Below are 24,154 nucleotides of genomic sequence, written 5' to 3' on the forward strand. Positions count from 1 at the left end.
TGACGCTGCGTTCAGCCGCGCGGCGCCAGCAGGATCACCGCCGTCCCCGCCAGCGCCAGCGCCCCGCCCAGCAGGTCGAACCGGTCGGGCCGCACCCCCTCGACCAGCGCCATCCAGCCAAGCGAGGCCGCGATGTAGACCCCGCCATAGGCCGCAAAGGACCGCCCCGCGACCGCCGGCGGCGTCAGCGCCAGCGCCCAGGCGAAAACCGCCAGCGCCGCGATCCCGGGCACCAGCCACAGCGCCGAGGCGCCGCCGCGCCACCAGGCCCAGACCGCGAAGCAGCCGGCGATCTCGGCCAAGGCGGCCAGCGGATAGAGAAGCGCGGGATAGAGAAGCGCGGTCAAGGGGATGGCCTCCGGTGCCTGCGGGATGCCAAGCCATAGCACAGCCCCTGCGCGCCTGCACGAAGGCGCCGGCCGCGGGCATCCTCGCTTGCCTCGCGCGGGGGCGGCCCTTAGGGTTCACGGGACCGCCGACCCGCCGCGCCGACAGCGGCGAGAGGGGACGGGACGGCGGCGACAGGACGGCGGGCCCGGGGACGGCCCGCGACTTACGGGCAGGGCATATGACCAACAGACATGCATTCCGGACCGCCGTGGCGGCCCTTGCACTGACCCAGGCAGCGGCCTTCGGCTGGGCGGCCCACGCCCAGACGGTCGTGACCAAGGAATATGAAGACGGCGGCGTCTACGAAGGCACCTTCAAGGACGGCAAGCAGCACGGCCGCGGCACCTACCGGCTGCCGAACGGCTACGAATACAGCGGCGACTGGGTCGACGGCGAGATCCTGGGCACGGGCCGCGCCCGCTTCCCCAACGGCTCGGTCTATGAAGGCCAGTTCGTCAAGGGCCGCCCCGAGGGCCGCGGCAAGATCACCTTCGCCGACGGCGGCACTTACGAGGGCACCTGGACCGCCGGCCAGATCGCGGGCGAGGGCGTCGCCCATTACGCCAACGGCTCGACCTATCGCGGCCATTTCACCAAGGCGATGCACGACGGCAAGGGCGTGCTCGAAAGCCCCGACGGCTACCGCTACGAGGGCGACTGGCGCGAGGGGGTCAAGCAGGGCCAGGCGAAGATCACCTATCCCGACGGCTCGGTCTACGAGGGCGCGATGCTGAACGGCCAGCGCGCCGGGCGCGGCACCCTGACCATGCCCGACGGGCTGGTCTACGAGGGCACCTGGCGCGAGGGCCAGATCTCGGGCCAGGGCGAGCTGAAGCAGGCGGGCGGCGAAGTCTACGAAGGCCAACTGGTCGCCGGCAAGCGCGAGGGCCAGGGCAAGGTCACCTACCCCAACGGCGACGTCTACGAGGGCAGCTTCCGCGCCGACAGGCGCGAGGGCCGCGGCGTGTTCCGCGGCGCCGACGGCTATGTCTACGACGGCGACTGGGCGGGGGGGCGCATCGCGGGCCAGGGTACCGCGACCTATCCCGACGGCTCGGTCTATGCCGGCACGTTCAAGGACGACAAGCAGGACGGCCAGGGCCGGATCACCTACAAGGGCGGCGCCAGCTACGAGGGCAGCTGGAAGGCCGGCGTGATCGACGGCCAGGGCACCGCGCGCTACGCCGACGGCATGACCTATGCCGGCCAGTTCGTGAACGGCCAGCCCGAGGGCCAGGGCCGGATGAGCTACCCCGACGGCTATGTCTACGACGGCGCCTGGAAGGCGGGGCAGCGCGAGGGCAAGGGCACCGCGACCTATGCCGACGGCACCGTCTACCAGGGCGATTTCGTGAAGGGCGAGCGCGAGGGCACCGGGGCGATCCGCATGGCCGACGGCTTCCGCTACGAGGGCGCCTGGAAGGGCGGCGAGATCGCCGGCCACGGCACCGCGACCTATCCCAACGGCGATGTCTACGAGGGCGATTTCGTCGCCGGCAAGCGCCAGGGCGAGGGTCTGATGCGCTACGCCACCGGCCAGACCGCGAACGGCACCTGGGAGAACGGCGCGCTGACCAGCGAAAAGCCGGTCACGCCCGAAGGCGCCCCGGCATCCGCCCCCGGAACCGCGCCGGCCGGCACCGCCCCCTCGGGGAACTGATCCGCCCGCGCCGCCCCCGTGCGGGGCGGCGCGGCGCGTCTCACTTGTGGGTCTTGGCGCAATGCGCCTCGTGGGTGGCCATCTTCACGATGGTCCAGACGCAGGCCGCGACCGAGCCGGCGAGCGTGGCCCAGATCAGGGCCGGGTTGTCGGCGAAGACGAAATAGGCCTCGGCGCCGTCCCAGGTGGTGATCGGTGACATCTTGTCGTCCTTTCGCTGCAGCTCATTCGGCCGGGGTGAGCGGAGAGAGGTCGAAGGCCGGCACCGCGGCCTCGGGATAGGCCTTGGCGGGGATCTCGACCCGGTCGAGCCCGGCCAGCTCCACATGCTCGGGCACCCTCAGGATGCCGAAGACCTTCATCACGTAGGACAGCGCGTAGCCCGGCACGAAGCCCAGCACCGCGAAGACCACGGCCGAGGCGAGCTGCCCGGTGAAGCTGATCGCCGGCCCCTCGATGTTGGGATAGCCCGCGGCGAAGATCCCGCAGGCGATCAGCCCGTAGATGCCGCTGACGCCATGCACCGCCACCGCGCCCACCGCGTCGTCGATCCGGAACCGCGCGACGATCAGCGCATTGACCTTCGGCGCGATGATCCCGCCCAGGAACGAGATCAGGAAGGCCAGCGGCGGATAATAGACATCCAGCCCCGGCGCCGACGAGATCACGCCCACCAGCGCCCCCGACATCATCCAGAACGGATCGCGGGTCATCACGTAGCAGCCGATCATCCCGCCCGCGACGCCCATCAGCGTGTTGAAGGCGAAGGCCGACAGGGTCACCGGCGTGTTGTAGATCGTCAGCCAGCCGTCGGCGGTATAGATGATGCAGCCGCCGAGGAAGCCGAAGAAGCCCATCACGATCAGCATCAGCCCGATCAGCGACATCGGCATGTTGTGGCCCGGGATCTCGTTCACCGTGCCGTCGGCATTGTAGCGCCCCATCCGCGGCCCGAGGTTGATCAGCACCCCCAGCGTGAAGAGCCCGGCCACCGTGTGCACGCAGCCCGCGGCCCCGATGTCATGCAGGCCCCACCTGGCCGTCAGCCAGCCCGCCGGATGCCAGCCCCAGGCCGCGCCCAGCACCCAGACCACCGACCCCAGCACCACCGCGAGGATGGTGAAGGCCGACATCCGGATCCGCTCGATCACCGAGCCCGACATGATCGAGGCGGTGGTGGCGGCAAACAGCGTGAAGGCAGCATAGAAGATGCCAGAGGCATTGTCGGTCAGGTTCGGCCCCATGTTGGCCGACCAGGGCAGCGCCGCGCCCGCGTCGCCGGGCAGGAAGCCTGCCGGGAAGGCGTTGTAGATCCACCAGCCCACGTAATAGAAGGCCGGGATCAGGAAGGCGAAGGCCAGCAGGTTCTTGATGCCCGAGGCCAGCGCGTTCTTCGCGCGCGAGGCGCCCATCTCGTAGGCGAGGAAGCCGGCATGGATCGCCAGCATCAGCGCCGTGCACCACCAGTAGAAGATTTCGGTGTTCAGCGTGTTGACCGTCTCGAGCGCCTTTTCCAGCGCCTCGATCCGGGCAGAGAGTTCCGTCGTCTCTTCCATCGTCGGGACCTATCATCTGGGGGACAACACCGGCCTCTTGCGGACCGCTCGCCCGACTGTCCCGCCGCCGCCCGCGCCGGCCCAAGCGCTTTCGTCCCCGCGCCCCCCGCCGTGCACCCGCCCGCGGCGCAACGCCCGAAATTCAGGCACTCCGGCCCCGGCGATCCCGCGCCTTGCGCAGACCGCTCACGCCGCCGTGATCCCGTTCGGCTTGGCCGAAATACTCCGGGGGCGCCCCGCAGGGGCGGGGGCAGAGCCCCCGACGTCCCGCTTTCGCATTGGCCCAAATATCCCGGGGGTGAGCGGGCAAGGCCCGCGAGGGGGCAGCGCCCCCTCCCCTCAGCCCCCGTTCACCCGCTTCGACACCCAGGTCGCGAAGTCGAAATTCGGCCGCTCCAGATGCGACAGGTGCCCCGGCGCCCCCAGCTTCGAGGTGATGCCGCGATAGACCTGCTCGACGCAGTCCTTGTCCTCGGCATTCACCTCGTCCAGCAGCGCCTTCAGCCGCGCGAAATGCTCGGGCGCCTTCGGATCGGCCACGAATTCCGGCGCCAGCCCCCCGCCATACAGCACGTTCACATGGTCCGGCCCGTCCGGCGTCAGGCAGAGATACCAGAAATACCCCGGCGACAGCGTGATCAGCAGCGAGGGATAGATCGACAGAAGCCAGGTCGTGCGCCGGTCGTCGCCCTCGAGCACCGTGTTCGTCGGATGCGCCAGCGTCAGGTCCAGCGCGTCGTTCTTGATGATGTAGTGATAGTTGAACGCGGCCTCGCCCTCGGGGCAGGTCATCTTCATCAGATCGACCGTATGCCCGATCGTCTCGGCATGGCAGACCGGCAGGTGGTAGCTTTCCATGAAATTCTCGGCCAGCACCTTCCAGTTGGTGTTCCAGCGGAACTCCTCGCGGAAGGCCTCGACGTAGTTCTGCATCCCGAACTTGCCCACCAGCCGCTCGACCCCCGCCAGCGTCACCGCCGGGTCCGCCGCCTCGGGGTTCAGCGTCACCAGGATCCAGCCCAGCCATTCCTCGCAGCGCACCTGCGGCAGGGCGACATCGGTCTTGCAGAAGCCCTCGTTCGCGGCCATCGCCGGCGCCCCGCGCAACGAGCCGTCCAGCGAGTAGGTCCAGGCATGGTAGGGGCAGACGATCGCGCGGACATTGCCCCGCCCCTGCAGCAGCACCGACATCCGGTGCCGGCAGACATTCGACATCGCGCGCAGCACGCCGTCGCGGTCGCGCAGCACGATCAGCGGCTCGCCCGCGATCTCCATCGTCAGGTAGTCGCCGGGGTTCGGCAGCGCATCCGCCCGCCCCGCGCACAGCCAGTCCTTCGAGAAGATGTGCTCCAGCTCCTGCGCGAGGAACTCGGGGCTGGTATAGACCGACTTCGGCATGGCACGCGCCTCGGCGAAGGGGGCCGAGGTATTGGCCAGCAGTTCTTCGGCAGCGGTGATCGGACGGGTCATGGCGCACCTCACGGCGACAGGGCTGGGACTCGGGCTGGGACTTGGGCCGGAACTCGGGGCTTCGTCACGCAGAGTATCACGGTCGTTTGCACACAAACGCTAATCAATTCGACGGAGCGCCGCGCCCCCGCCCCGCCCTGCCGCTTTTCGCGGCAGCTCAGGCAGGCGGACCGGCCTCCGTGGCATCCGCGGCCGCCGCCGCCAGCATGTCGCGCATCAGATGCGGATCTGCGGCATGGACGCGGTTCCATGTCGGAATGAACGGCGTCGCGGCGGGAAACTCAAGGAAGATCCGCCCGGCCTCGACCACGGTCTGCGCGAACATCTCGATCGCGCGCTCCTCGGCATGGCGATCCAGCGTCAGCCCGTTCATCATCGCGTCGGAATAATAGCCGTCCAGCAGGTCCAGCGCGGTGCGGTAATAGGTGGCGCGCAGCGTGCGGAAGATCTCTTCCGAGAACACCGTCCCGTCCGCCGCCAGCTTGCGGTACAGCGCCTTGCAGATGTCGACCGACATCCGCGACAGCCCGCCGCTGCCGTCGCCCGGGCCCAGATCCTGATGCTTGTGGTCATAGGCATCGGTCAGCTCGACCTGCGCCACCGCCCGCGGCGCGAGATTGCGCCAGGCCTCGGACAGCACCCCGATCTCCAGCCCCCAGTCCGACGGGATCCGCAGGTCGGCCAGCGCATGGGCGGCGATGGCGAATTCGCCCGACAGCGGATAGCGGAAGGCCCGCAGGTATTCGAGATAGTCGCGCTCGCCGATCACCCGCTTCAGCGCGATCAGCAGCGGGCTGACCAGCAGCCGCGCCACGCGCCCGTTCAGCCTGCCGCCGCCGATGCGCGGATAGAAGCCCTTCGACAGCTGATAGGGAAAGTTCGGATTGGCCACCGGATAGACCAGCCGCGCCAGCAGGTCGCGGTCATAGGTGGTGATGTCGCAGTCGTGGAAGGCCACCACCGCGCAATCGGCCCGCGCCAGCGTGTAGCCGATCGCCGTCCAGACGTTGCGCCCCTTCCCCGCCTCGACCGGCCCCAGACCCAGCCCCTCCAGCCGCGCGGCGATGGCCTGCATCCGCGGGCTGTCGTTCCACAGCACCACATGGTCCTGCGGCAGCCGGGCAAAGAAGGCCCGGGCCGCGCGGTACTGCCCGGCATCGGCCTGATCCAGCCCGATGACGATCCGCTTCAGCCAGCCGACCTGCGACAGCTCGTCAAGGATCCGCGGCAGCGCCTCGCCTTCCAGCTCGGAATAGAGCGAGGGCAGGATCAGGCAGACCGGCCGGCGCGCCGCGAAGACCTCGAGCTCGCGCGCCAGATGCCGGGCGTTGCCCCGGTCCAGCATGTGCAACGTGGCGATCGAGCCGCCCTGATGGAAATCGGCCATGCGTCCTTCGTCCTTGCTGCGATGCGGCAAGAAGAAGCCTAGCCCGGTCCGGCCGCAGGACCAGCCGGGGGCCGCGCGCCGGCGATCGCCCGCCGGCTCGGATCCTGACGAAAGCTCTCCGCGCCGTGCGCTTCCGGTGTACGGGGGGTGTACGCCCGCTGCACGGATGTCACCCCCCGAGGACCGTGCAAAAAGCGAAAGGCCGCCCCCGGATCGGGAGCGGCCCTGACATGCCCTGCGCGGCCGCTCAGGCCGGCTTGATCTCGGCCGCCAGCCGGTCGAGCGTGCGGCCCATGCGGACCAGGATCTCGTCGATGTCGGCCTCGGTGCAGATCAGCGGCGGGCAGAGCGCCAGCGTGTCGCCGATGGCGCGGAAGATCAGCCCCTCCTCATGCCCGATGACCGAGGCGCGGGCGCCCACCTTGCCGACCGGATCGAACATCGCCTTGGTCGCCTTGTCGGCCACCAACTCGACCGCGGCGATCAGCCCGGTGCCGCGCACCTCTCCGACCAGCGGGTTGTCGGCGAAGCGGCGCATCCCGTCCTGCAGCCGCGGCGCGAGGCGCCGGGCGTTGCCCATCAGGTCGCGCTCCTCGATGATCTTCAGGTTCTCTAGCGCGACCGCCGTCGCCACCGGGTGGCTCGAGGCGGTGTAGCCATGCCCGAAGGTGCCGATCTTGTGGCTGTTGTCGGCGATGGCGTTGAACACCGGGTCCGAGAACAGCACCGCCGCGATCGGCATGTAGCTCGACGACATCTGCTTCGAGACCGACATGATGTCGGGGGTGAAGCCGTATTTCTGGCAACCGAAGGGCGTGCCCAGCCGGCCGAAACCGTTGATCACCTCGTCCGAGACCAGCAGGATGTCATTGGCGCGACAGATCTTTTCGACGCCTTCCCAATAGCCTTCCGGCGGCGGCAGCACCCCGCCCGCGCCCATCAGCGGCTCGCCGATCAGGGCGGCGATGGTGTCGGCGCCCTCGGACGCGATCGTGTCCTCAAGCTCTTTCAGCAGCCGCGCGCAGAACTGCGCCTCGGTCTCGCCCTCCTGCCCGAAGCGGTAGAAATGCGGGCAGGTCAGCCGCACCACCGGGATCAGCGGCACGTCGAAATCGCGGTGGTTGCCCGGCAGCCCGGTCAGCGAGGCCGCGACCATGGTGACGCCGTGATAGGCCTTGTTCCGCGCGAGGAACTTCTTCTTCTGCGGCCGGCCCAGCGCGTTGTTCATGTACCACACCATCTTGACGACGGTGTCGTTCGCCTCGGAGCCCGAGTTGGTGTAGAAGACGTGGTTAAGCCCCTCGGGCGCCATCTCGACCAGCTTCTCGGACAGCCGGATCCCCGGCTCGTGCGATTTCGACGAGAAGACGTGGTAATAGGGCAGCTTGGCCATCTGCTCGGCCGCGACCTTGACCAGCCGGTCCTCGCCGAAGCCCACCGCCACCGACCACAGGCCCGACAGGCCCTCGATGTACTGCTTGCCGGTCGAATCCCAGACATGGATCCCCTTGCCGCGCTCGATGATGAGCGGCCCGTTCTGCTCGAAGGCGCGGGCGTCGGTATAGGGATGCAGGTTGTGCGCGATATCGGCCTGCGCGAGCGAATTCGAGAGCGTGGTCATGGAAACCTCGGTTCGTGCTGAATGTCCTAGTGCTACGCCCGCGGCCCGCGGAACGCCATCGAGATTTCGTTTCCATGCAAATCACGGCACTTGCGCGGGGGCCGGTCATCTGTCAGGCAGGCGGCCGGGAGGATCCATGGACCGCGACGCAATCCGCCACCTCTTGCGCAGCATGTTCAGTGCCGCGGTGGCCAGCGCCCAGCCGCTGGGCGCGGTTTGGCCACATGTTCCCAAGCCCCAGGACCTGCCCCCCGGCGGCCGGCTGGTGGTGCTGGGCGCCGGCAAGGCCGCCGCCGCGATGGCCGTCGCCGTCGAGCGCGCCTGGCCGCAGTCGGAACCGCTGTCGGGCCTTGTCATCACCCGCTACGGCCACATGCCGCGCCATGCGCCGAAGCGCATCGACGTGGTCGAGGCCGCGCATCCGGTGCCCGACTCCGCCGGGCTGACCGCGACCGAGCGCATGCTTGAAATCGCGGCGATGCTGGGCCCCAAGGATCTCGCGCTGGTGCTGATCTCGGGCGGCGGCTCGTCGCTGCTGACCGCCCCGCCCCAGGGCGTGACCCTGGCCGAGAAGCAGGAGCTGAGCCGCGCGCTGCTCGCCTCGGGCGCCACCATCGGCGAGATGAACGTCATCCGCCGTCACCTCAGCCGGGTGAAAGGCGGCCGCCTTGCCGCGGCCTGCCACCCCGCGCGCGTGCTGACGCTGATGATCTCGGACGTGCCGGGCGACGATCCGATGGTGATTGCCTCGGGCCCGACCGTCGGCGACCCGACCACCGTCGCCGATGCGCGCCGCCTGCTCGATCGCTACGGCATCACCCCGCCCGCCTCGATCGCGGCGGCGCTGGCCCGACCGGATGCCGAAAGCGTCAAGCCCGACGACCCGCGGCTGGCGCGGGCCGAGGCGCGGCTGGTCGCCTCGCCCTCGATCGCGCTGCATGCCGCCTGCGAGGCCGCGCAGACTCGCGGCATGGACTGCCACATCCTCGGCGACGCGCTGGAAGGCGAGTCGCGCGACATGGCCAAGGTGCTGGGCGGGATCGCGCGCTCGGTCTCGGACAAGGGCCTGCCGTTCCAGAAGCCCTGCGTGCTGATCTCTGGCGGCGAAAGCACGGTGACGGTGCGTGGCAACGGCCGCGGCGGGCGCAATGTCGAGTTCCTGCTGGCGCTCGCCCTGACGCTGGAGGGTGCCGAGGGGATCCATGCGCTGTCGGCCGATACCGACGGGGTCGATGGGGCCGAAGAGGTGGCCGGCGCCTTCATCGGGCCCGACACGCTGTCCCGCGCCCGCGCGCAGGGCCGCGACCCGCGCGGCGATCTGGACGACAACGATGCCCACAGCCTGTTCGCGGCGCTGGGCGACCAGATCGTCACCGGACCGACGCTGACCAATGTCAACGATTTCCGGGCGATCCTGATCCTCTAGGACCGGCGCAGGCCGGCCCGCAGTCGCCGCTCGTGCCGCCAGACGATCGCGGCGCAGGCCAGCGTGCCCAGCGCCATCCCGAACCATGTCAGCGCATATTGCAGGTGGTGGTTCGGGAAGGCGACGATGGTCAGCCCGCCCACCGGCAGCGCCTTCGGATCGGCCCCGGCGGCGGCGTCGATGAAATAGGGCGCGACCTGCCCCAGGCTCTGGGCCCCGGCGATCGCCTGCACGTCGCGCGAATACCAGCGCCCTGCCCCGGGATCGTTCGAGCGCAGGAAGCCCCCGCCCGGCTCTGTCATCCGCAGCAGGCCGGTGACGGTCTGCTGGCCCTCAAGATAGCTGCGGTACCCCGGCTCGCGCTTGTCCGCGGGCACGAAGCCGCGGTTGATCAGCACGGTCCAACCGTCCTCGGTGGCCATGGGCGTCATCACCCAGAACCCCGCGCCCAGCGCCGTGACCGCCTGCACCAGCGTGTCGTTGTTGTTCAGAAGCGTGCCGGTGACGGTGACGCGACGGTATTCCGCATCCTCCGCGGTCACGCCCTTCCAGCCGTCCGGCCCCGGTGCCGCGACCGGCGCGGCGGTCAGACGGGCCTCGACCCGGGCGATCAGGTCCTGCTTCCAGGCCAGACGCTGCACCTGCCAGAGGCCCAGCGCGCAGAAGCCCGCGAACAGCACCGCCGCCAGCGCGGCAAGGGCCGCAAGCGTGACGGGCCCGCGCGGCTGGCGCACGGGCCCGTCGGCATCGGTTGTCACCACAGGGCTCACTGCTCGAGCAGCTCGTGGTTCATGCCCGGCATCATGTTCGTGTTCAGGTGATACATGACCCAGAGCGAGCCCGAGAGGGTGATGACCACGACGATGATCGTGAAGATCGTCGCCAGCATGGTCCAGCCCTCGTCGGACTTGGTGTTCATGTGCAGGAAGTAGATCATGTGCACGACGATCTGCACGATGGCGAAGGCCATGATCGTCAGCGCCGTCCAGACCGGGCTGGCGAAGCCGCCCCACATGACGATGATGAACGGGATCGCGGTCAGCACCACCGACAGCACGAAGCCGGTGACGTAGGACTTGTGGGTGCCGTGGTCATGGCCATCGTCGTGATGGTGATGGCCGTGCTCGTGCGCAAGCTTCTCGTGATGCGTCTCGGGAGTGGCGGCGGACATCAGATCATCCCCATCAGGTAGACGAAGGTGAAGACGCCGATCCAGACGACGTCGAGGAAGTGCCAGAACATCGACAGGCAGCCCAGCCGGCGCATGTTCGCCGGGATCAGGCCCTTCTGCGAGATCTGGACCATCAGCGTCACCAGCCAGATCGAGCCGAAGGTGACGTGCAGCCCGTGGGTGCCGACCAGCGCGAAGAAGGCCGACAGGAAGGCCGAGCGCTGCGGGCCCGCGCCCTCGTGGATCAGGTGGTTGAACTCGTAGAGTTCGACGCAGAGGAAGCCCAGACCGAAGAGCAGCGTGACGAACAGCCAGCGCAGCGCGCCGGACTTGTTGCCCTCGTGCGCCGCCAGCATGCCGAAGCCGAAGGTGATCGACGAGATCAGCAGGAAGGCGGTGTTCAGCGCCACCAGCTCGAGGTCGAAGAGATCCTTCGGCCCCGGCCCGCCGGCGTAGTTGTGGCCCAGCACCCCGAAGACCGCGAACAGAACCGCGAACATCAGGCAGTCGGACATCAGGTAGATCCAGAAGCCGAGGCTGGTGCTCGCGCCTTCCGGGTGGTGATGCGGCTCAAGCTCCCAGAACGAGGGCTTGTCGCTGGAGTGGGTCGTCGTCGCGCTCATGGCTCAGGCTCCCAGGGCGAGGCGACGGGTGCGCTCGTCCTCGACCGCTTCCACCTCGTTCGCGGGGATGTGGTAGTCGCGGTTGTAGTTGAAGGTATGGACGATGGCGCCGATGACCAGGGCCGCGAAGCTCGCGATCGCCAGCCACCAGATGTACCAGATCATCGCGACACCGAAGACCGTGGCGAAACCGGCCAGCACGACGCCCGCGCCGGTGTTCTTCGGCATGTGGATCGGCAGGAAGCCATAGAGCGGACGCTGCGCCTTCTTGTCCTTCATGTCCCACCAGGCGTCCATGTCATGGATGACCGGGGTGAAGGCGAAGTTGTAGGCCGGCGGCGGCGACGAGGTCGCCCATTCCAGCGTCCGGCCACCCCAGGGGTCGCCCGAGACGTCGGCCAGTTCCTTGCGCTTCCAGATCGACCAGGCGATCTGCACGATGAAGGCGGCGATGCCCACGGCGATGATCGCGGCGCCGACGGCGGCGATGGCGAACCAGATCCGCAGATCCGGGTCGTCGAAGACGCGCATCCGGCGGGTCACGCCCATCAGGCCCAGCACGTAGAGCGGGGTGAAGGCGATCCAGTAGCCGATCAGCCAGCACCAGAACGAGATCTTGCCGAAGAACGGGTCGAGCTTGAAGCCGAAGGCCTTGGGCCACCAGAAGTTGATGCCCGCGAAGACCCCGAACACCACGCCGCCGATGATCACGTTGTGGAAGTGGGCGATCAGGAACAGCGAGTTGTGCAGCACGAAGTCGGCCGGCGGCACCGCCAGCAGCACGCCGGTCATCCCGCCCACGGTGAAGGTGACCATGAAGGCGACCGTCCACATCATCGGCAGTTCGAACCGGACCCGGCCCTTGTACATGGTGAAGAGCCAGTTGAAGATCTTCGCCCCGGTCGGGATCGAGATGATCATCGTGGTGATCCCGAAGAACGAGTTCACCGAGGCGCCCGAGCCCATCGTGAAGAAGTGGTGCAGCCAGACGACGTAGGACAGCACCGTGATGCAAATGGTCGCGTAGACCATCGAGGTGTAGCCGAACAGCCGCTTGCCCGCGAAGGTCGAGGTGATCTCGGAGAAGATGCCGAAGGCGGGCAGGATCAGGATGTAGACCTCCGGGTGGCCCCAGATCCAGATCAGGTTGATGTACATCATCGAGTTGCCGCCGAGGTCGTTCGTGAAGAAGTTCGTCCCCACGTAGCGGTCCAGGGTCAGCAGGATCAGCGTCATCGTCAGCACCGGGAAGGAGGCGACGATCAGCACGTTGGTGCAGAGCGCGGTCCAGGTGAAGACCGGCATCTTCATCATGGTCATGCCCGGGGCGCGCATCTTCACGATGGTGACCAGCAGGTTGATCCCCGACAGCGTCGTGCCGACGCCCGCGACCTGCAGCGCCCAGATGTAGTAGTCGACGCCCACGCCCGGGCTCGCGTCGATGCCCGACAGCGGCGGGAAGGCCAGCCAGCCGGTCTGCGCGAACTCACCCACGAACAGCGACATCATGATGATGATCGCGCCGCCCGCCGTCATCCAGAACGAGAAGTTGTTCAGGAACGGGAAGGACACGTCGCGCGCGCCGATCTGCAGCGGGACCACGTAGTTCATGAACCCGGTGACGAAGGGCATCGCCGCGAAGAAGATCATGATCACGCCGTGGGCCGTGAAGACCTGGTCGTAGTGGTGCGCGTTCAGATAGCCTTCCGAGCCGTTGAAGGCCCAGACCTGCTGAAGCCGCATCATCAGCGCGTCGGCGAAGCCGCGCAGCAGCATGATGATGCCCAGGATCATGTACATGATCCCGATCTTCTTGTGGTCGACGCTGGTGAACCACTCCTTCCAGAGATAGCCCCAGAGCTTGAAGTAGGTCAGCGCGATGAGAAGCGCGATGCCTCCCAGCGCCACGCCGGCGAAGGTCGCCCAGACGATCGGTTCCTGCGGGATCGCGTCGAAGCCGAGCTTGCCGAACAGGAAGGTTGTGTGAGGTGCAGTTGCTGCGGGTGTCATCGGGGAGGTCCGTTCAGAGGTTCCGGTCGGCGGTCTCGAGCGCGGTCAGACCGCTCGCTCTCGGCGCGCCGGGACGGGTCAGCGCGTGGCCGCGCATCGGCGAAGCATCGAAGGGGGCGACCACTTCCGCGCCCGAGGCGGCGAACATGCGCGCGCTGTCCTCGGGGGTGCAGAAGCTGGTGACCATGAAGCTGGGGGCGCCGAACACCGGGCGGATCTCGCCGGTGACGTTGCGGGCCCGCGGCAGCTGGGCGACGTTGATCGCCCCGGCCAGCCCGGTGCCGCCCTGACGGTCGAGCGCCATCATCTCGCTCGAGCACATCCGGCCCTCCTCGACGCACATCTGCACGACGCGGCCGAAGAGTTCGGGATCGACCTGGCCCCAGTACTGGACCGGTGCGTTCTCGGTCGGCTGCGCCAGCGCGATGTAGGACGGGCGGTCCAGCGCGTCGGCGCTTTCGCGCGCCTTGGCGATCCAGGCGTTGAAGCCGTCGGTGTCCAGCGCATGGGCCTTGAAGCGCATGTGCGAGAAGCCGGCGCCCGAGTAATGCGACGAGAAGCCGTCATAGGTGCCGGGCGTGTTGATGACGCCGTGCAGCGTCGTCTCCATCCCCGGCATCGTGTAGAGCATCCCGGCCATCGTCGGGATGTAGAAGGCGTTCATGACCGTGGCCGAGGTCATCTTGAACTCGACGGCGCGGTCCACCGGCACGGCCATGTCGTTGACCGAGGCGATGCCGTAGTCCGGGTAGATGAACAGCCACTTCCAGTCGAGCGCGACCACCTCGACCCGCAGCGGCTCTTCGCCGGCGGTGACCTGCTGGTCCGCCGAGATCCGGTTCAGCGGACGGTAGGGGTCCAGAAGATGCGTGCCGACCCAGGTCAGCGCGCCGAGGCAGATGATGATCAGCAGCGGCGCCGCCCAGATCACCAGCTCGAGCTTGGTCGAGTGGTGCCAGTCGGGCGCGTATTCGGCGTCCTTGTTCGATTCGCGGTATTTCCACGCGAAGAACAGCGTCAGCGCGATCACGGGGATGATGATCACGAGCATCAGCAGGGTCGAGATGACGAGAAGGTCGCGCTGCTGCGCGGCGACATCGCCCGAGGGAGCCAAGACCACCGGCTTGCAGGCGGCGATCAGAAGAATCGGCAGCAGGGCGGCGAATCTCTTGAGTTTCAAGGCAGTATCCTGTCGGTCAGGCCAATGGCACCCCTGCGGCGCCATGGGAGAGGCTGTGAGTCCGCGCCCCTGCTATTACTAATGCTGCAGATATGACATAGGACAATTTGACCACTGCCGCTCCGCAGCATACGGGTGCACAAGGCGCGCGGCGCAGTGCGACTCGGGCGCGAGGGGGATATGATACCTCGTCGGCCCGCGGCCGCGGCAGAGTCATTCTTGGCCCGCACCCTCCCCGCGGACCCGTCAAAACCCCGGCGCACGCCTGTGCGCTCGGAACGTAAGAACAGGAGCCGTTTCCGGCATGTCCAGCCAACCCGCATCGGTGACCGCCGAACAGGACGCCCGCCAGATCCACGCGGACGAGCATGTCACCCCCTCCGACATCGCCATCGGCGTCATCATCGGCCGCACGTCGGAATTCTTCGACTTCTTCGTCTATGCGATCGCCTCGGTGATCGTGTTCCCGCAGACGATCTTCTCCTTCGCCGACCCGCTGGTCGCGACGCTGTGGTCCTTCGCGATCTTCGCGCTGGCCTTCGTCGCCCGCCCGTTCGGCACGATGTTCTTCACCATGGTCGACCGCAACTACGGCAAGGGCACCAAGCTGACGCTGGCGCTGCTGCTGCTGGGCACCTCGACCGTGGCGATGGGCCTGCTGCCGCGCTTCGAAACCGTCGGCTGGTGGGCGGTGCTGATGCTCGCCGTGCTGCGCATCGGCCAGGGCCTCGCGCTCGGCGGTGCTTGGGACGGCCTCGCCTCGCTGCTGGCGCTGAACGCGCCGAAGGGCAAGCAGGGCGTCTTCGCGATGGTGCCGCAGCTCGGCGCGCCGCTGGGCTTGCTGGTCGCCTCGCTGCTCTTCGTGTTCCTGACCACCTCGCTCTCGGCGCAGGACTTCCTCGACTGGGGCTGGCGCTATCCGTTCTTCGTGGCCTTCGCGATCAACGTCGTGGCGCTGTTCGCGCGCCTGCGGATCGTGGTCACCGTCGAATACGAAGAGGCCTTCCGCTCGCGCGAGCTGCAGCCGACCTCGTTCCGCAAGACCGTCGCCAACGAGGGCGGCACCATCGTCGCCGGCGCCTTCGTGCCGCTGGCCAGCTTCGCGCTGTTCCACATGGTCACCGTGTTCCCGCTGAGCTGGGTCTACCTCTACACCGACGAAGTGCCCTCGCGCTTCCTGGTGATCGAGGCGATCGGCGCGGTCTTCGGGCTCATCGCGGTCTATCTCTCGGGCCCGATCTCGGATGCCATCGGCCGCCGCCGGCTGCTGAACCTCGGCGCGATCGCCATCGGCATCTTCGCGCTGGTCGCCCCCCTCCTGCTGTCGGGCGACACCACGGGCGAGCTGATCTACATGATCGTCGGCTTCGTCCTGCTGGGCCTGTCCTTCGGCCAGTGCTCGGGCGCCGCGGCCTCGGTCTTCGCGCCGGGCTACCGCTACGTCGGCTCGGCCATCGTGTCCGACCTCGCCTGGCTGCTGGGCGCGGGCTTCGCGCCGCTGGCCGCGCTGCTCCTGTCGTCGCAGTTCGGCCTGGTCTGGGGCGGGATCTACCTGCTGTCGGGCGCGATCTGCACCGTTCTGGCGCTGCGCTTCGTCAAGACGCTGGAATTCCGCGCCGCCTGAACCCGGCCCCCTGAAAACCGGCCGCCGCGCTCACCCCCGGGTCAGCGCGGCCAGCCACCGGGCCCGCGTCACGGCGCGGGTCCGCGCCGCCGCCACCGCCGCCTCGGGCGTCACGGCGCGGAACACCAGATGATCCCGGCTGCGCATCTGGGCCAGCCGGTCGACATCCGGACCGATCACCGTCGCGATCTTGGGATAGCCGCCGGTGGTCTGGTGATCGGCCAGAAGCACGGTCGCCGCCCCCTCGCCATTCACCTGGATCGACCCGCGGCAGATCGGCTCCGACGGCATGTCCATCGCCACCGAGGGCCGCAGCGGCGGACCGTCGAGCCGCACCCCCATCCGGTCATAGGCCGCGCTCAGCGTGAACGGGGCCGCGGTCAGCGCCGCCAGCACCTCGGGCTCGAAGAACCGCTGCTGCGGCCCCATCACCACCCGGATCTCGCGCCGCGGCCGCGCCGTCACCGGCCGGGCCACCGCACCGTGCAGCGCAGGGCACGCGCCCTCGCCCTCAAGCGTGATCTCCTGCCCGGCGACCAGCCGCCCGCCGCCCAGCCCCGTCGGCCCGTGCGTCGCGCTCGACCCCAGCCAGGAGCGCGCCGCGATCCCGCCGCGGAACGCCAGCACCGCCCAGGATCCCCAGAACCCCGGCAGGATTTCCAGCCGCTGGCCCGCGCAGATCCCCGCCACCAGCCAGTCGCCCAGCACCTCGCCGTCCAGCCGCGCGCGGAAGCCGCCGCCGGTCAGCGCGAAGCTCGCCGCGCCCTCCAGACAGTCGACCACCAGCCCGCCCAGCGAGATCTCGATCGCGGTGCCGCCGGGGGCATTGCCCAGCACGGCATGCGCGGCCGCGAAGGCATCGCGATCCATCGGCCCGGACCGGGTGACGCCGAAGCGCTTCATCCCGGGCCGGCCCGCATCCTGAAAGGTGACATGCGGCCCGGCGCGGAAGACCTTCAGACGCGCGCTCATGCCGGCACCCCGTCCGCCATCGCCCGGTCATAGGCCGCGCGGTCGATCCGCCGGAAGGCGACGCGGTCGCCCACGTCGAACAGGAAGGGCCGCGCGCCCTCGGGATCGAGGATCCGCGTGGGCGAGCGCCCGATCAGCCACCAGCCCGTCGGCATTGTCAGCGTCGAGACAAGGCACTGCGGCCCCGCGATCATCACCGCGCCCGCGCGGATGTCGCGCACCGGCTGGGTCTTGCGCGGCAGGCGCAGCGCCTCGGGCACGCCGGCCAGATAGGCATAGCCGGGGGCGAAGCCGTACATGTGCACGCGGTAGTCGCCGGCCAGATGCGCGGCGATCACCGCCTCGCGCGACAGGCCCAGCTGCCCCGCCACGCTGTCCAGATCCGGGGCCAGATCGCCCTCGTAGCAGACCGCGACCTCGCGCAGCGCCCCCTGCCCTGCCGTCGTCTCGGGCAGCGCGGCGATCAGCGCCTCCAGCGCCGCGACCGCCTCGGCATGGGTGGTTTCGAGCGGGTCGAATTCCACCAGCAGGTTCACATAGGCGGGCGTCGCCTCGACGAAGCCCGGAAAGGGCCGGCCGGCCAGCGCCCGGTCCAGCGCGATGACGCGGGCATTCACGGCCGCGTCGATGCTGTCGCCGAACTCGACCAGCACCGCCCGTTCGGCCACGGGGCTCAGGCGCGGAAACCCGGTCATGCCGGCAGGAACGGGCGGAAGGTGACGCCGGCCTCGCCCAGCACGCGGCGCAGTTCGCGGGCGCGGGCGACGGCGCCGGCGCTGTCACCATGCAGGCAGATCGACTGCGCCTTCAGCGCGATCGGGTCGGCCCCGTCGACCACCGGCATGCGCCCGGTTTCCAGGAAGCGCAGGATCCGCGCCGCCCCTTCGGCCGGATCGTGCAGCATCGCGTCGGGACGCGCCCGCGGCACCAGCTGGCCCGAGGGCAAATAGGCGCGGTCGGCGAAGATCTCGGAAAACACCTGCAGCCCGGCGCGCTCTGCCGCGGGCTCCAGCGCGGTGCCAGAGATCGCCAGCACCGCCAGATCGGGCGAGATCGCCCGCACCGCCGCCGCGATCGCCGCCGCGACCTCGGGCTCTGCCGCGGCGAGGTTGCCCAGCGCGCCATGCGGCTTGACGTAGCGCACCCGGGCGCCCGCCAGCGCCGCCACGCCCTGCAGCGCGCCGATCTGCGCCGCGACCATCCGCCCGATCTCGGCCGGGGCCATCGGGATCACCCGCCGCCCGAAGCCCTCGCGGTCGGCATAGCCCGGATGCGCGCCGACCACGACGCCGCGCGCCGCAGCCTCGGTCAGGGTCGCGAACATGGTCTGGGGATCGCTGGCATGGCCGCCGCAGGCGACATTGGCCGAGGTCACGACCGACAGGAGCGCCGCGTCATCCCCCATCACCCAGGGCCCGTAGCTTTCGCCCAGGTCCGAATTGAGGTCGATCTCCGCCATCTGCCGTCTCCTGCCGTTCGGGGCGGAGTTCAGCACATCGCGTCCGCGGGGTGTAGCCCCCCAGCAGCCGGGATCACAGGTCGAAGAACAGCATCAGCCAGGGAAACAGCAGGCCCGCCGCCGCGATGGCCAGCGTCAGCGGCAGCTCGCGCCGCTCGCGGTGCAGCGCCGTGGCCTCGAGCGTCTGGACGCCGGCGGTCATCGGCGGCTCGGTCCGGCGCAGGGCTTCGAACCCGGCGAAGAAGGCGGCGAAACAGCCGCCGAGCACAAGCACGAACGGGGCGATCTGCGGCGCGGGGATGTAGAGGAACATCACCGTCACCACGCCCACTGCGTCCGCGTCGATGCTGCGCGCGGTGTAGAGCGCGAAGGCGAACCAGAACACGACCATCGCGGTGACGATGCGCGGCAGCATCGGCGCCTCGGGCAGGCCGGCAAGGAACAGGCCAAGGATCAGCACCCCCAGCGCACCGGTCAGGAACAGGGGCACGGTGCGGGTCGCAAGCTCGAACCCGATCATCCCGGCCAGAATCGGACAGGCCAGCAGCAGCGGCAACACATCGCCGGACATACAAAATCCTCCAATGAATACCCCGTCGCGCTTGTCGCGCGTCGGGGCCGGCACGGGATCCATGGCAGCGGATGGCGGGTGCCGGCAGGCTCACGAGACGCGCAAACCCGGCCGAAACCGCGAAAAGATCTGGGAAAATTTTCGGCAGCTCAACCCTGACCGGTGGCGAAGAAGCCCTCGATCTCGTGCAGGTGGCGATCCATGGCTGCCGCGGCGGCATCCGGGTCGCCCGCGGCGACGGCGTCAAGGATCTGCGCATGGCCCGCCGCCGCGCGCGCCGCGACGCCGGCATGGGCCAGCGTCGTGCGCCGGATCTCCAGCAGCCAGCCGTTCAGCGCCCGGCTTAGCCCATCGAGCAGCGCGTTCCCCGCGATCGCCACCAGCGTTTCGTGAAAGGCGACGTCGGTCTGCCCGAAGGCCTCTGGGTCGTCGAGCGCCGCGCGATTCGCCGCAAGGCAGGCTTCCAGCCGCGCGACATCCTCGGACCCCCGCTTCAGCGCCGCCTCGCGGGCGATGCCGACCTCGATCACCCGGCGCAGGCCCTGGAAATCGCGCGGCCCGTGCGGCTGGGCCAGGAACACCTCGGCCGCGCCGGTCAGCGCCTCGATCAGCCGCTCGCTCGACGGCAGGGTGACGCGGGCGGGCGCACCGTTGCGGATCTCGACCAGCCCCATCCGCTGCAGCCGCTGCAGCGCCTCGCGCACCGTCGGCCGGCTGACGCCGAATCGCTCGGCCAGCGCCGTCTCGGGCGGCAGCGCGCCCCCGGCGGCCAGCGTGCCATCCGCGATCAGCCCCTGGATGCGGTCGGCGACCTGATCCGACAGGCGGCGGCGGTCGAGGGTCGTGGGTTCCATGCGGCACCTGTAAGACAGCTTGACAGTCGGTCAGCCCCATCCCTACCCTTATCCCCAGCCCCGGGGCAAGCCGACGTTCGGAGGAGAACGGGCCGCCCGGGCAAGGGAGGATCATCATGGATCACGTGGATCCGGCGCCGCAGGCGTCGGTCGGATCGGCACGGCCGCGCAAGGGCCGGGTCGAGGACAAGGTCGTGCTCGTCTTCGGCGCGGGCTCGGTCGGCGAGGGTTGGGGCAACGGCAAGGCGGCCTCGGTCGCCTATGCCCGCGAGGGCGGGCGCGTGGTCTGCGTCGACCTGAATGCCGCTGCCGCGGAAACCACCGCCGCCGCGATCGCGGCCGAGGGCGGCGAGGCGCTGGCCCTGACCGCCGACGTCACGCAGGACGGCTCGATCCGCGCGGCGGTCGCCGCGGCACTGGAACGGTTCGGGCGCATCGACGTGCTGCACAACAACGTCGGCATGAACATCGCCGGCGGCGCGGTCGAGGCGACCGAGGAAAGCTGGCGGCGGGTGATGGACGTCAACCTGACCTCGGCCTTCCTGACCTGCCGGGCGGTGCTGCCGGCGATGGTCGCGCAGGGCAAGGGCGCGATCGTCAACGTCTCGTCGCTGGCCGGCATCCGCTGGACCGGCTACCCCTACATCTCCTACGCGGCGGCGAAGGCCGGGCTGAACCAGATGACCCGCTCGATCGCCGTCGAATACGCGGCGCGCGGCATCCGCTGCAACGTGGTGCTGCCCGGGCTGATGGACACGCCCCATGTCGTCCAGCAGATCGCCGGCTACCATGCCGCAGACCTGCAGGCGATGCGCGACCGCCGCGCCGCAATGACGCCGATGAAGGTGCAGGGCGACGGCTGGGACATCGCCTGGGCCTCGGTCTTCCTGGCCTCGGACGAGGCGAAATTCGTCAACGGGATCGAGCTGATCGTCGACGGCGGCCAGCATTGCACGATGATGGGCGCGACCTGATCGCCACATTGCAGCATGACCGGTCCATTAGCTGGACCGGTCATTTTCCCCTGATTTTGCGTCTGATCAGGGATTTTGCTTGAACGATCTCCGAATCGCGGTAGTTTCGGTCAGTTGCACGTCAAGGTTGTTCCACATGGTGGACCCGGACGACGGCCTGAAGGAGCAGGTCGGAACCTGGAGAGGGCCCAGCGCCCGGCACCCGATGACGGCCCCGGTTGAGGAGCCGGGTGACATGGGAGGAGACAGCCATGACGGCTTATGACACGGCGCCCGCCGACAGCGCGGGTGGCGACCTGGAGGCCTTTGCCGAAGGCAGCCACGACCAGGGTCCGAACTGGATGAAGCCGATCGAATGGATCTCGGCCGGCCTTCTGGCCGCGATGATCCTGACAATCGTCGTCAATGTCACCAGCCGCTCGGTCTTCCATCACCCGATCATCTGGGCTGACGAGGTCGCCTCGATCACCTTCATCTGGCTTGCCATGCTGGGCGCCGCGGTCGCGATCTCGCGCAACGAGCATCTGAAGCTGACGCTGTTCCTGCCGATGATCCCCGCCCGCTTCCGCGAGACCGTACATGCGGCGGGGCTGCTGCTGGTTGCGCTGTTCCTGCTGGCGATGCTGCGCCCCGCCATCGACTATGCCTGGGAAGAGCGCTGGATCACCTCGCCCGCCCTCGGCATCCCGATGACCTATCGCGCCGCGGCCCTGCCCACCGGCCTCGTGCTGATGGCGCTGCTGGCCGTGGCGCGCGCGGTGCGCGACTGCAAGATTTCGGTCCTGCTCGGCACCGCCGCGGTGATCGCGCTGATCGTGACCGGGCTCTGGCTGGCCTCGCCGGCGCTGAAAACCCTTGGCAACTGGAACCTGCCGATCTTCCTGATCGGCCTCGTGGCGCTGCTGCTGGCGATGGGCGTGCCGATCGCGCTGTGCTTCGGGCTGGGAACGCTGGCCTATCTGACCTTCGCCTCGACCGCGCCGATCTTCGTGATGATCGGCCGGATGGACGAGGGCATATCCTCGCTCGTGCTGCTCTCGGTGCCGGTCTTCGTGCTGCTGGGCTGCATCCTCGACGCGACCGGCATGGGCAAGGCGATCGTCGAGTTCCTCGCCTCGCTGCTGGGCCATGTGAAGGCCGGCATGTCCTACGTCCTTCTGGGTTCGCTCTTCCTCGTCTCGGGGATCTCGGGCTCGAAGGTCTCGGACATGGCGACCGTCGCCCCCGCGCTCTTCCCCGAAATGAAGCGCCGCGGCCACAAGCCGCGCGAGATGACCGCGCTGCTGGCCACCGGCGCCGCGATGGCCGACACCGTGCCGCCCTCGATCGTGCTGATCGTGCTGGGCTCGGCCGCGGGCGTGTCGATCGCCGGGCTCTTCACCGCCGGCTTCGCCATCGCGATGGTGCTTTTGGTGGTGCTGGCGGTGCTCGCACGCTGGAAGGCGCGGCACGAGGACATGTCCGGCGTCCAGCGGCTTTCGGCCCGTAACGTCGGGCGCAGCGCGCTGGTGGCGCTGCCGGCGCTGATCCTGCCCTTCATGATCCGCTCGATGGTCGGCGGCGGCTTCGCCACCGCGACCGAGGTCTCGACCTTCGCCGTCCTTTACGCGCTGATCATCGGCGTGGTCCTGTACGGCGGCATCCCCGCACGCAAGTTCGGCGCGATGCTGATCGAGACCGCGGCGATGTCGGGGGCGATCCTGCTGATCCTCGGCTGCGCCTCGGCGATGGCCTGGGCGCTGACCCAGTCGGGCTTCGCCAGCCAGCTGATGCAGATGGTCTCGGGCCTGCCGGGCGGCTGGATCACCTACATGGCGGTCACGATCGTCATCTTCCTGGTGCTGGGCTGCGTGCTGGAAGGCCTGCCCGCGCTGGTGCTGATGGCGCCGATCATGTTCCCGGTCGCCCGCAGCCTCGGGATCAACGACATCCACTATTCGATGGTCGTCGTCACCGCGATGAACATCGGGCTGATGGCCCCGCCCATCGGCATCGGCTTCTACATCGCCTGCAAGATCGGCGACTGCTCGCCCGACGAGGTCATGGCCGCGATCTGGCCCTACATCGCCGCGCTGGTCATCGGCCTGATCCTGATCGCCGCCGTTCCGTACTTTTCCACCGCGCTGCTCTGATTGCCTCCGGGGAGGGAGGCAGGGCCGTGCGATTTCACACCGAGGGAGGATTATCCATGAAACTGACGCGTCGTTCGCTGATGGCCAGCGCCTCGGCCGGCCTCTTGGCCGCGCCGTTCCTGGGCGCCGGCAAGGCCCTGGCCGCCGACTACACGCTGAAGCTGGCCAACAACCAGCCGCTGACCCATCCGTCGAACATCCGCACCGCGGAGGCGATCGCCAAGATCAAGGAAGAGACCGGCGGCAAGGTCGAGATCCAGGTCTTCCCGCAAAGCCAGCTGGGCGGCGACACCGACGTGCTCAGCCAGCTGCGCGGCGGCGGGGTCGATTTCTTCTTCCTCTCGCCGCTGATCCTGTCGACGCTGGTGCCGAACGCCTCGATCAACGGCATCGGCTTCGCCTTCTCGGGCTATGACCAGGTCTGGGCGGCGATGGACGGCGAGCTTGGCAAGTTCGTCCGCGGCGAGATCGAGAAGACCGGCCTTCTGGCGATGGAGAAGATCTGGGACAACGGCTTCCGCCAGACCTCGACCTCGACCGGCCCGATCGAGACGCCCGCGGATCTCGTGAACTTCAAGATCCGCGTGCCGGTCAGCCCGCTCTGGACCTCGATGTACACCGCCTTCGAAGCCGCGCCGACCTCGCTGAACTTCGCCGAGGTCTACACCGCGCTGCAGACCGGCGTCGTCTCGGGGCAGGAAAACCCGCTGGCGATCCTGTCGGTCTACAAGCTGTGGGAAGTGCAGAAGAACGTCTCGATGACCAACCACATGTGGGACGGGTTCTGGCTGCTGTCGAACCGTCGCAGCTGGGGCGGCCTGCCCGAGGACATCCAGGAAAGCATCACCAAGCACTTCAACGCCTCGGCCATCGACCAGCGCAAGGACGTGCAGGCGCTGAACGAGGGCCTGCGCGGCGAGCTCGAGAAGAACGGCATGGTCTTCAACGAGCCCGATCCGAAACCCTTCCAGGACAAGCTGGCCGAGAAGGGCTTCTACGCCGAGTGGAAGGGCAAGTACGGCGACGAGGCCTGGTCGATCCTCGAAGGCGCAGTCGGGCACACGCTGGGCTGAT

Annotated in this window: 22 protein-coding genes; 6 read left to right on the top strand and 16 right to left on the bottom strand. The window is 68.8% G+C overall.

Annotation, left to right across the window (positions count from 1 at the left end; genetic code table 11):
• Positions 1-11: 11 nt before the first annotated feature.
• The gene (locus tag V8J36_RS01190) at positions 12-347 is read right to left on the bottom strand and encodes a YnfA family protein (protein WP_336465423.1); all 336 of its coding nucleotides are present in this window, start codon (positions 345-347) and stop codon (positions 12-14) included.
• Between the two features lie 221 nt (positions 348-568).
• On the opposite strand from V8J36_RS01190, the gene V8J36_RS01195 reads away from it, so the two are divergent.
• Positions 569-2,050: an MORN repeat-containing protein gene (locus V8J36_RS01195; RefSeq protein WP_336465424.1), complete on the top strand. Its 1,482-nt coding sequence runs from the start codon at positions 569-571 to the stop codon at positions 2,048-2,050.
• Between the two features lie 40 nt (positions 2,051-2,090).
• On the opposite strand, the gene V8J36_RS01200 is transcribed toward V8J36_RS01195, so the two are convergent.
• From V8J36_RS01200 to V8J36_RS01220, 5 genes are all read right to left on the bottom strand, one after another.
• Positions 2,091-2,252, bottom strand: a complete 162-nt coding sequence (locus V8J36_RS01200; protein ID WP_336465425.1) for a hypothetical protein — start codon at positions 2,250-2,252, stop codon at positions 2,091-2,093.
• 22 nt (positions 2,253-2,274) lie between these two features.
• Entirely contained in the window at positions 2,275-3,606 is a 1,332-nt protein-coding gene (locus V8J36_RS01205; RefSeq protein ID WP_336465426.1) for an ammonium transporter, read from the bottom strand.
• A gap of 339 nt (positions 3,607-3,945) precedes the next feature.
• On the bottom strand, positions 3,946-5,076 hold the full coding sequence (locus tag V8J36_RS01210) for an aromatic ring-hydroxylating oxygenase subunit alpha (protein ID WP_336465427.1): 1,131 nt from the start codon (positions 5,074-5,076) through the stop codon (positions 3,946-3,948).
• A 157-nt stretch (positions 5,077-5,233) separates the two neighbouring features.
• Complete coding sequence (locus V8J36_RS01215) at positions 5,234-6,463, bottom strand: glycosyl transferase (protein WP_336465428.1); 1,230 nt, start codon at positions 6,461-6,463, stop codon at positions 5,234-5,236.
• A 247-nt stretch (positions 6,464-6,710) separates the two neighbouring features.
• A complete protein-coding gene (locus V8J36_RS01220) occupies positions 6,711-8,084 on the bottom strand; it encodes an aspartate aminotransferase family protein (protein WP_336465429.1) in 1,374 nt (457 codons plus the stop codon).
• 136 nt (positions 8,085-8,220) lie between these two features.
• On the opposite strand from V8J36_RS01220, the gene V8J36_RS01225 reads away from it, so the two are divergent.
• Positions 8,221-9,510 carry a glycerate kinase type-2 family protein gene (locus tag V8J36_RS01225; RefSeq protein WP_336465430.1) on the top strand — a complete coding sequence of 430 codons (1,290 nt, stop codon included), beginning with the start codon at positions 8,221-8,223 and terminating at the stop codon, positions 9,508-9,510.
• On the opposite strand, the gene V8J36_RS01230 is transcribed toward V8J36_RS01225, so the two are convergent.
• From V8J36_RS01230 to cyoA, 5 genes are read right to left on the bottom strand one after another with little or no spacing between them, the layout of a single operon-like run.
• The gene (locus V8J36_RS01230) at positions 9,507-10,268 is read right to left on the bottom strand and encodes an SURF1 family protein (RefSeq protein ID WP_336465431.1); all 762 of its coding nucleotides are present in this window, start codon (positions 10,266-10,268) and stop codon (positions 9,507-9,509) included. The two genes, V8J36_RS01225 and V8J36_RS01230, sit on opposite strands and share 4 nt — an antisense overlap.
• An 8-nt stretch (positions 10,269-10,276) precedes the next feature.
• Entirely contained in the window at positions 10,277-10,681 is a 405-nt protein-coding gene (cyoD, locus tag V8J36_RS01235) for a cytochrome o ubiquinol oxidase subunit IV (protein ID WP_336465432.1), read from the bottom strand.
• Positions 10,681-11,304 carry a cytochrome o ubiquinol oxidase subunit III gene (cyoC, locus tag V8J36_RS01240; RefSeq protein ID WP_336465433.1) on the bottom strand — a complete coding sequence of 208 codons (624 nt, stop codon included), beginning with the start codon at positions 11,302-11,304 and terminating at the stop codon, positions 10,681-10,683. The genes cyoD and cyoC overlap by 1 nt, the downstream gene beginning before the upstream one ends.
• A gap of 3 nt (positions 11,305-11,307) precedes the next feature.
• Positions 11,308-13,314: a cytochrome o ubiquinol oxidase subunit I gene (cyoB, locus tag V8J36_RS01245; RefSeq protein ID WP_336465434.1), complete on the bottom strand. Its 2,007-nt coding sequence runs from the start codon at positions 13,312-13,314 to the stop codon at positions 11,308-11,310.
• 13 nt (positions 13,315-13,327) lie between these two features.
• A complete protein-coding gene (gene cyoA, locus V8J36_RS01250) occupies positions 13,328-14,494 on the bottom strand; it encodes a ubiquinol oxidase subunit II (RefSeq protein WP_336465435.1) in 1,167 nt (388 codons plus the stop codon).
• 304 nt (positions 14,495-14,798) lie between these two features.
• Between cyoA and V8J36_RS01255 the strand changes: the two genes are divergently transcribed.
• Positions 14,799-16,118 carry an MFS transporter gene (locus tag V8J36_RS01255; RefSeq protein ID WP_336465436.1) on the top strand — a complete coding sequence of 440 codons (1,320 nt, stop codon included), beginning with the start codon at positions 14,799-14,801 and terminating at the stop codon, positions 16,116-16,118.
• A gap of 30 nt (positions 16,119-16,148) precedes the next feature.
• Here V8J36_RS01255 and V8J36_RS01260 read toward each other — a convergent pair whose 3' ends face one another.
• The 5 genes from V8J36_RS01260 to V8J36_RS01280 all read right to left on the bottom strand — a co-directional run bounded on the left by V8J36_RS01260 (position 16,149) and on the right by V8J36_RS01280 (position 19,974).
• Complete coding sequence (locus V8J36_RS01260; RefSeq protein WP_336465437.1) at positions 16,149-17,090, bottom strand: biotin-dependent carboxyltransferase family protein; 942 nt, start codon at positions 17,088-17,090, stop codon at positions 16,149-16,151.
• Positions 17,087-17,785 (bottom strand): 5-oxoprolinase subunit B family protein, encoded by a 699-nt coding sequence (locus V8J36_RS01265; protein ID WP_336465438.1) that lies wholly within the window; start codon positions 17,783-17,785, stop codon positions 17,087-17,089. The genes V8J36_RS01260 and V8J36_RS01265 overlap by 4 nt, the downstream gene beginning before the upstream one ends.
• Positions 17,782-18,549 (bottom strand): LamB/YcsF family protein, encoded by a 768-nt coding sequence (locus V8J36_RS01270; protein ID WP_336465439.1) that lies wholly within the window; start codon positions 18,547-18,549, stop codon positions 17,782-17,784. Before V8J36_RS01270 ends, V8J36_RS01265 begins: the two co-directional genes overlap by 4 nt.
• A 73-nt stretch (positions 18,550-18,622) precedes the next feature.
• Positions 18,623-19,120 carry a hypothetical protein gene (locus V8J36_RS01275; RefSeq protein ID WP_336465440.1) on the bottom strand — a complete coding sequence of 166 codons (498 nt, stop codon included), beginning with the start codon at positions 19,118-19,120 and terminating at the stop codon, positions 18,623-18,625.
• A 149-nt stretch (positions 19,121-19,269) separates the two neighbouring features.
• Positions 19,270-19,974 carry an FCD domain-containing protein gene (locus V8J36_RS01280; RefSeq protein ID WP_336465441.1) on the bottom strand — a complete coding sequence of 235 codons (705 nt, stop codon included), beginning with the start codon at positions 19,972-19,974 and terminating at the stop codon, positions 19,270-19,272.
• Between the two features lie 116 nt (positions 19,975-20,090).
• On the opposite strand from V8J36_RS01280, the gene V8J36_RS01285 reads away from it, so the two are divergent.
• From V8J36_RS01285 to V8J36_RS01295, 3 genes are all read left to right on the top strand, one after another.
• On the top strand, positions 20,091-20,948 hold the full coding sequence (locus V8J36_RS01285; RefSeq protein WP_336465442.1) for an SDR family NAD(P)-dependent oxidoreductase: 858 nt from the start codon (positions 20,091-20,093) through the stop codon (positions 20,946-20,948).
• A gap of 251 nt (positions 20,949-21,199) precedes the next feature.
• Complete coding sequence (locus V8J36_RS01290; protein WP_336465443.1) at positions 21,200-23,080, top strand: TRAP transporter large permease subunit; 1,881 nt, start codon at positions 21,200-21,202, stop codon at positions 23,078-23,080.
• A 56-nt stretch (positions 23,081-23,136) separates the two neighbouring features.
• A complete protein-coding gene (locus V8J36_RS01295; protein ID WP_336465444.1) occupies positions 23,137-24,153 on the top strand; it encodes a TRAP transporter substrate-binding protein in 1,017 nt (338 codons plus the stop codon).
• Position 24,154 lies beyond the last annotated feature (1 nt).

Origin of the sequence: Frigidibacter sp. MR17.14 (assembly GCF_037095735.1) — a bacterium.
Lineage (GTDB): Bacteria > Pseudomonadota > Alphaproteobacteria > Rhodobacterales > Rhodobacteraceae > Frigidibacter.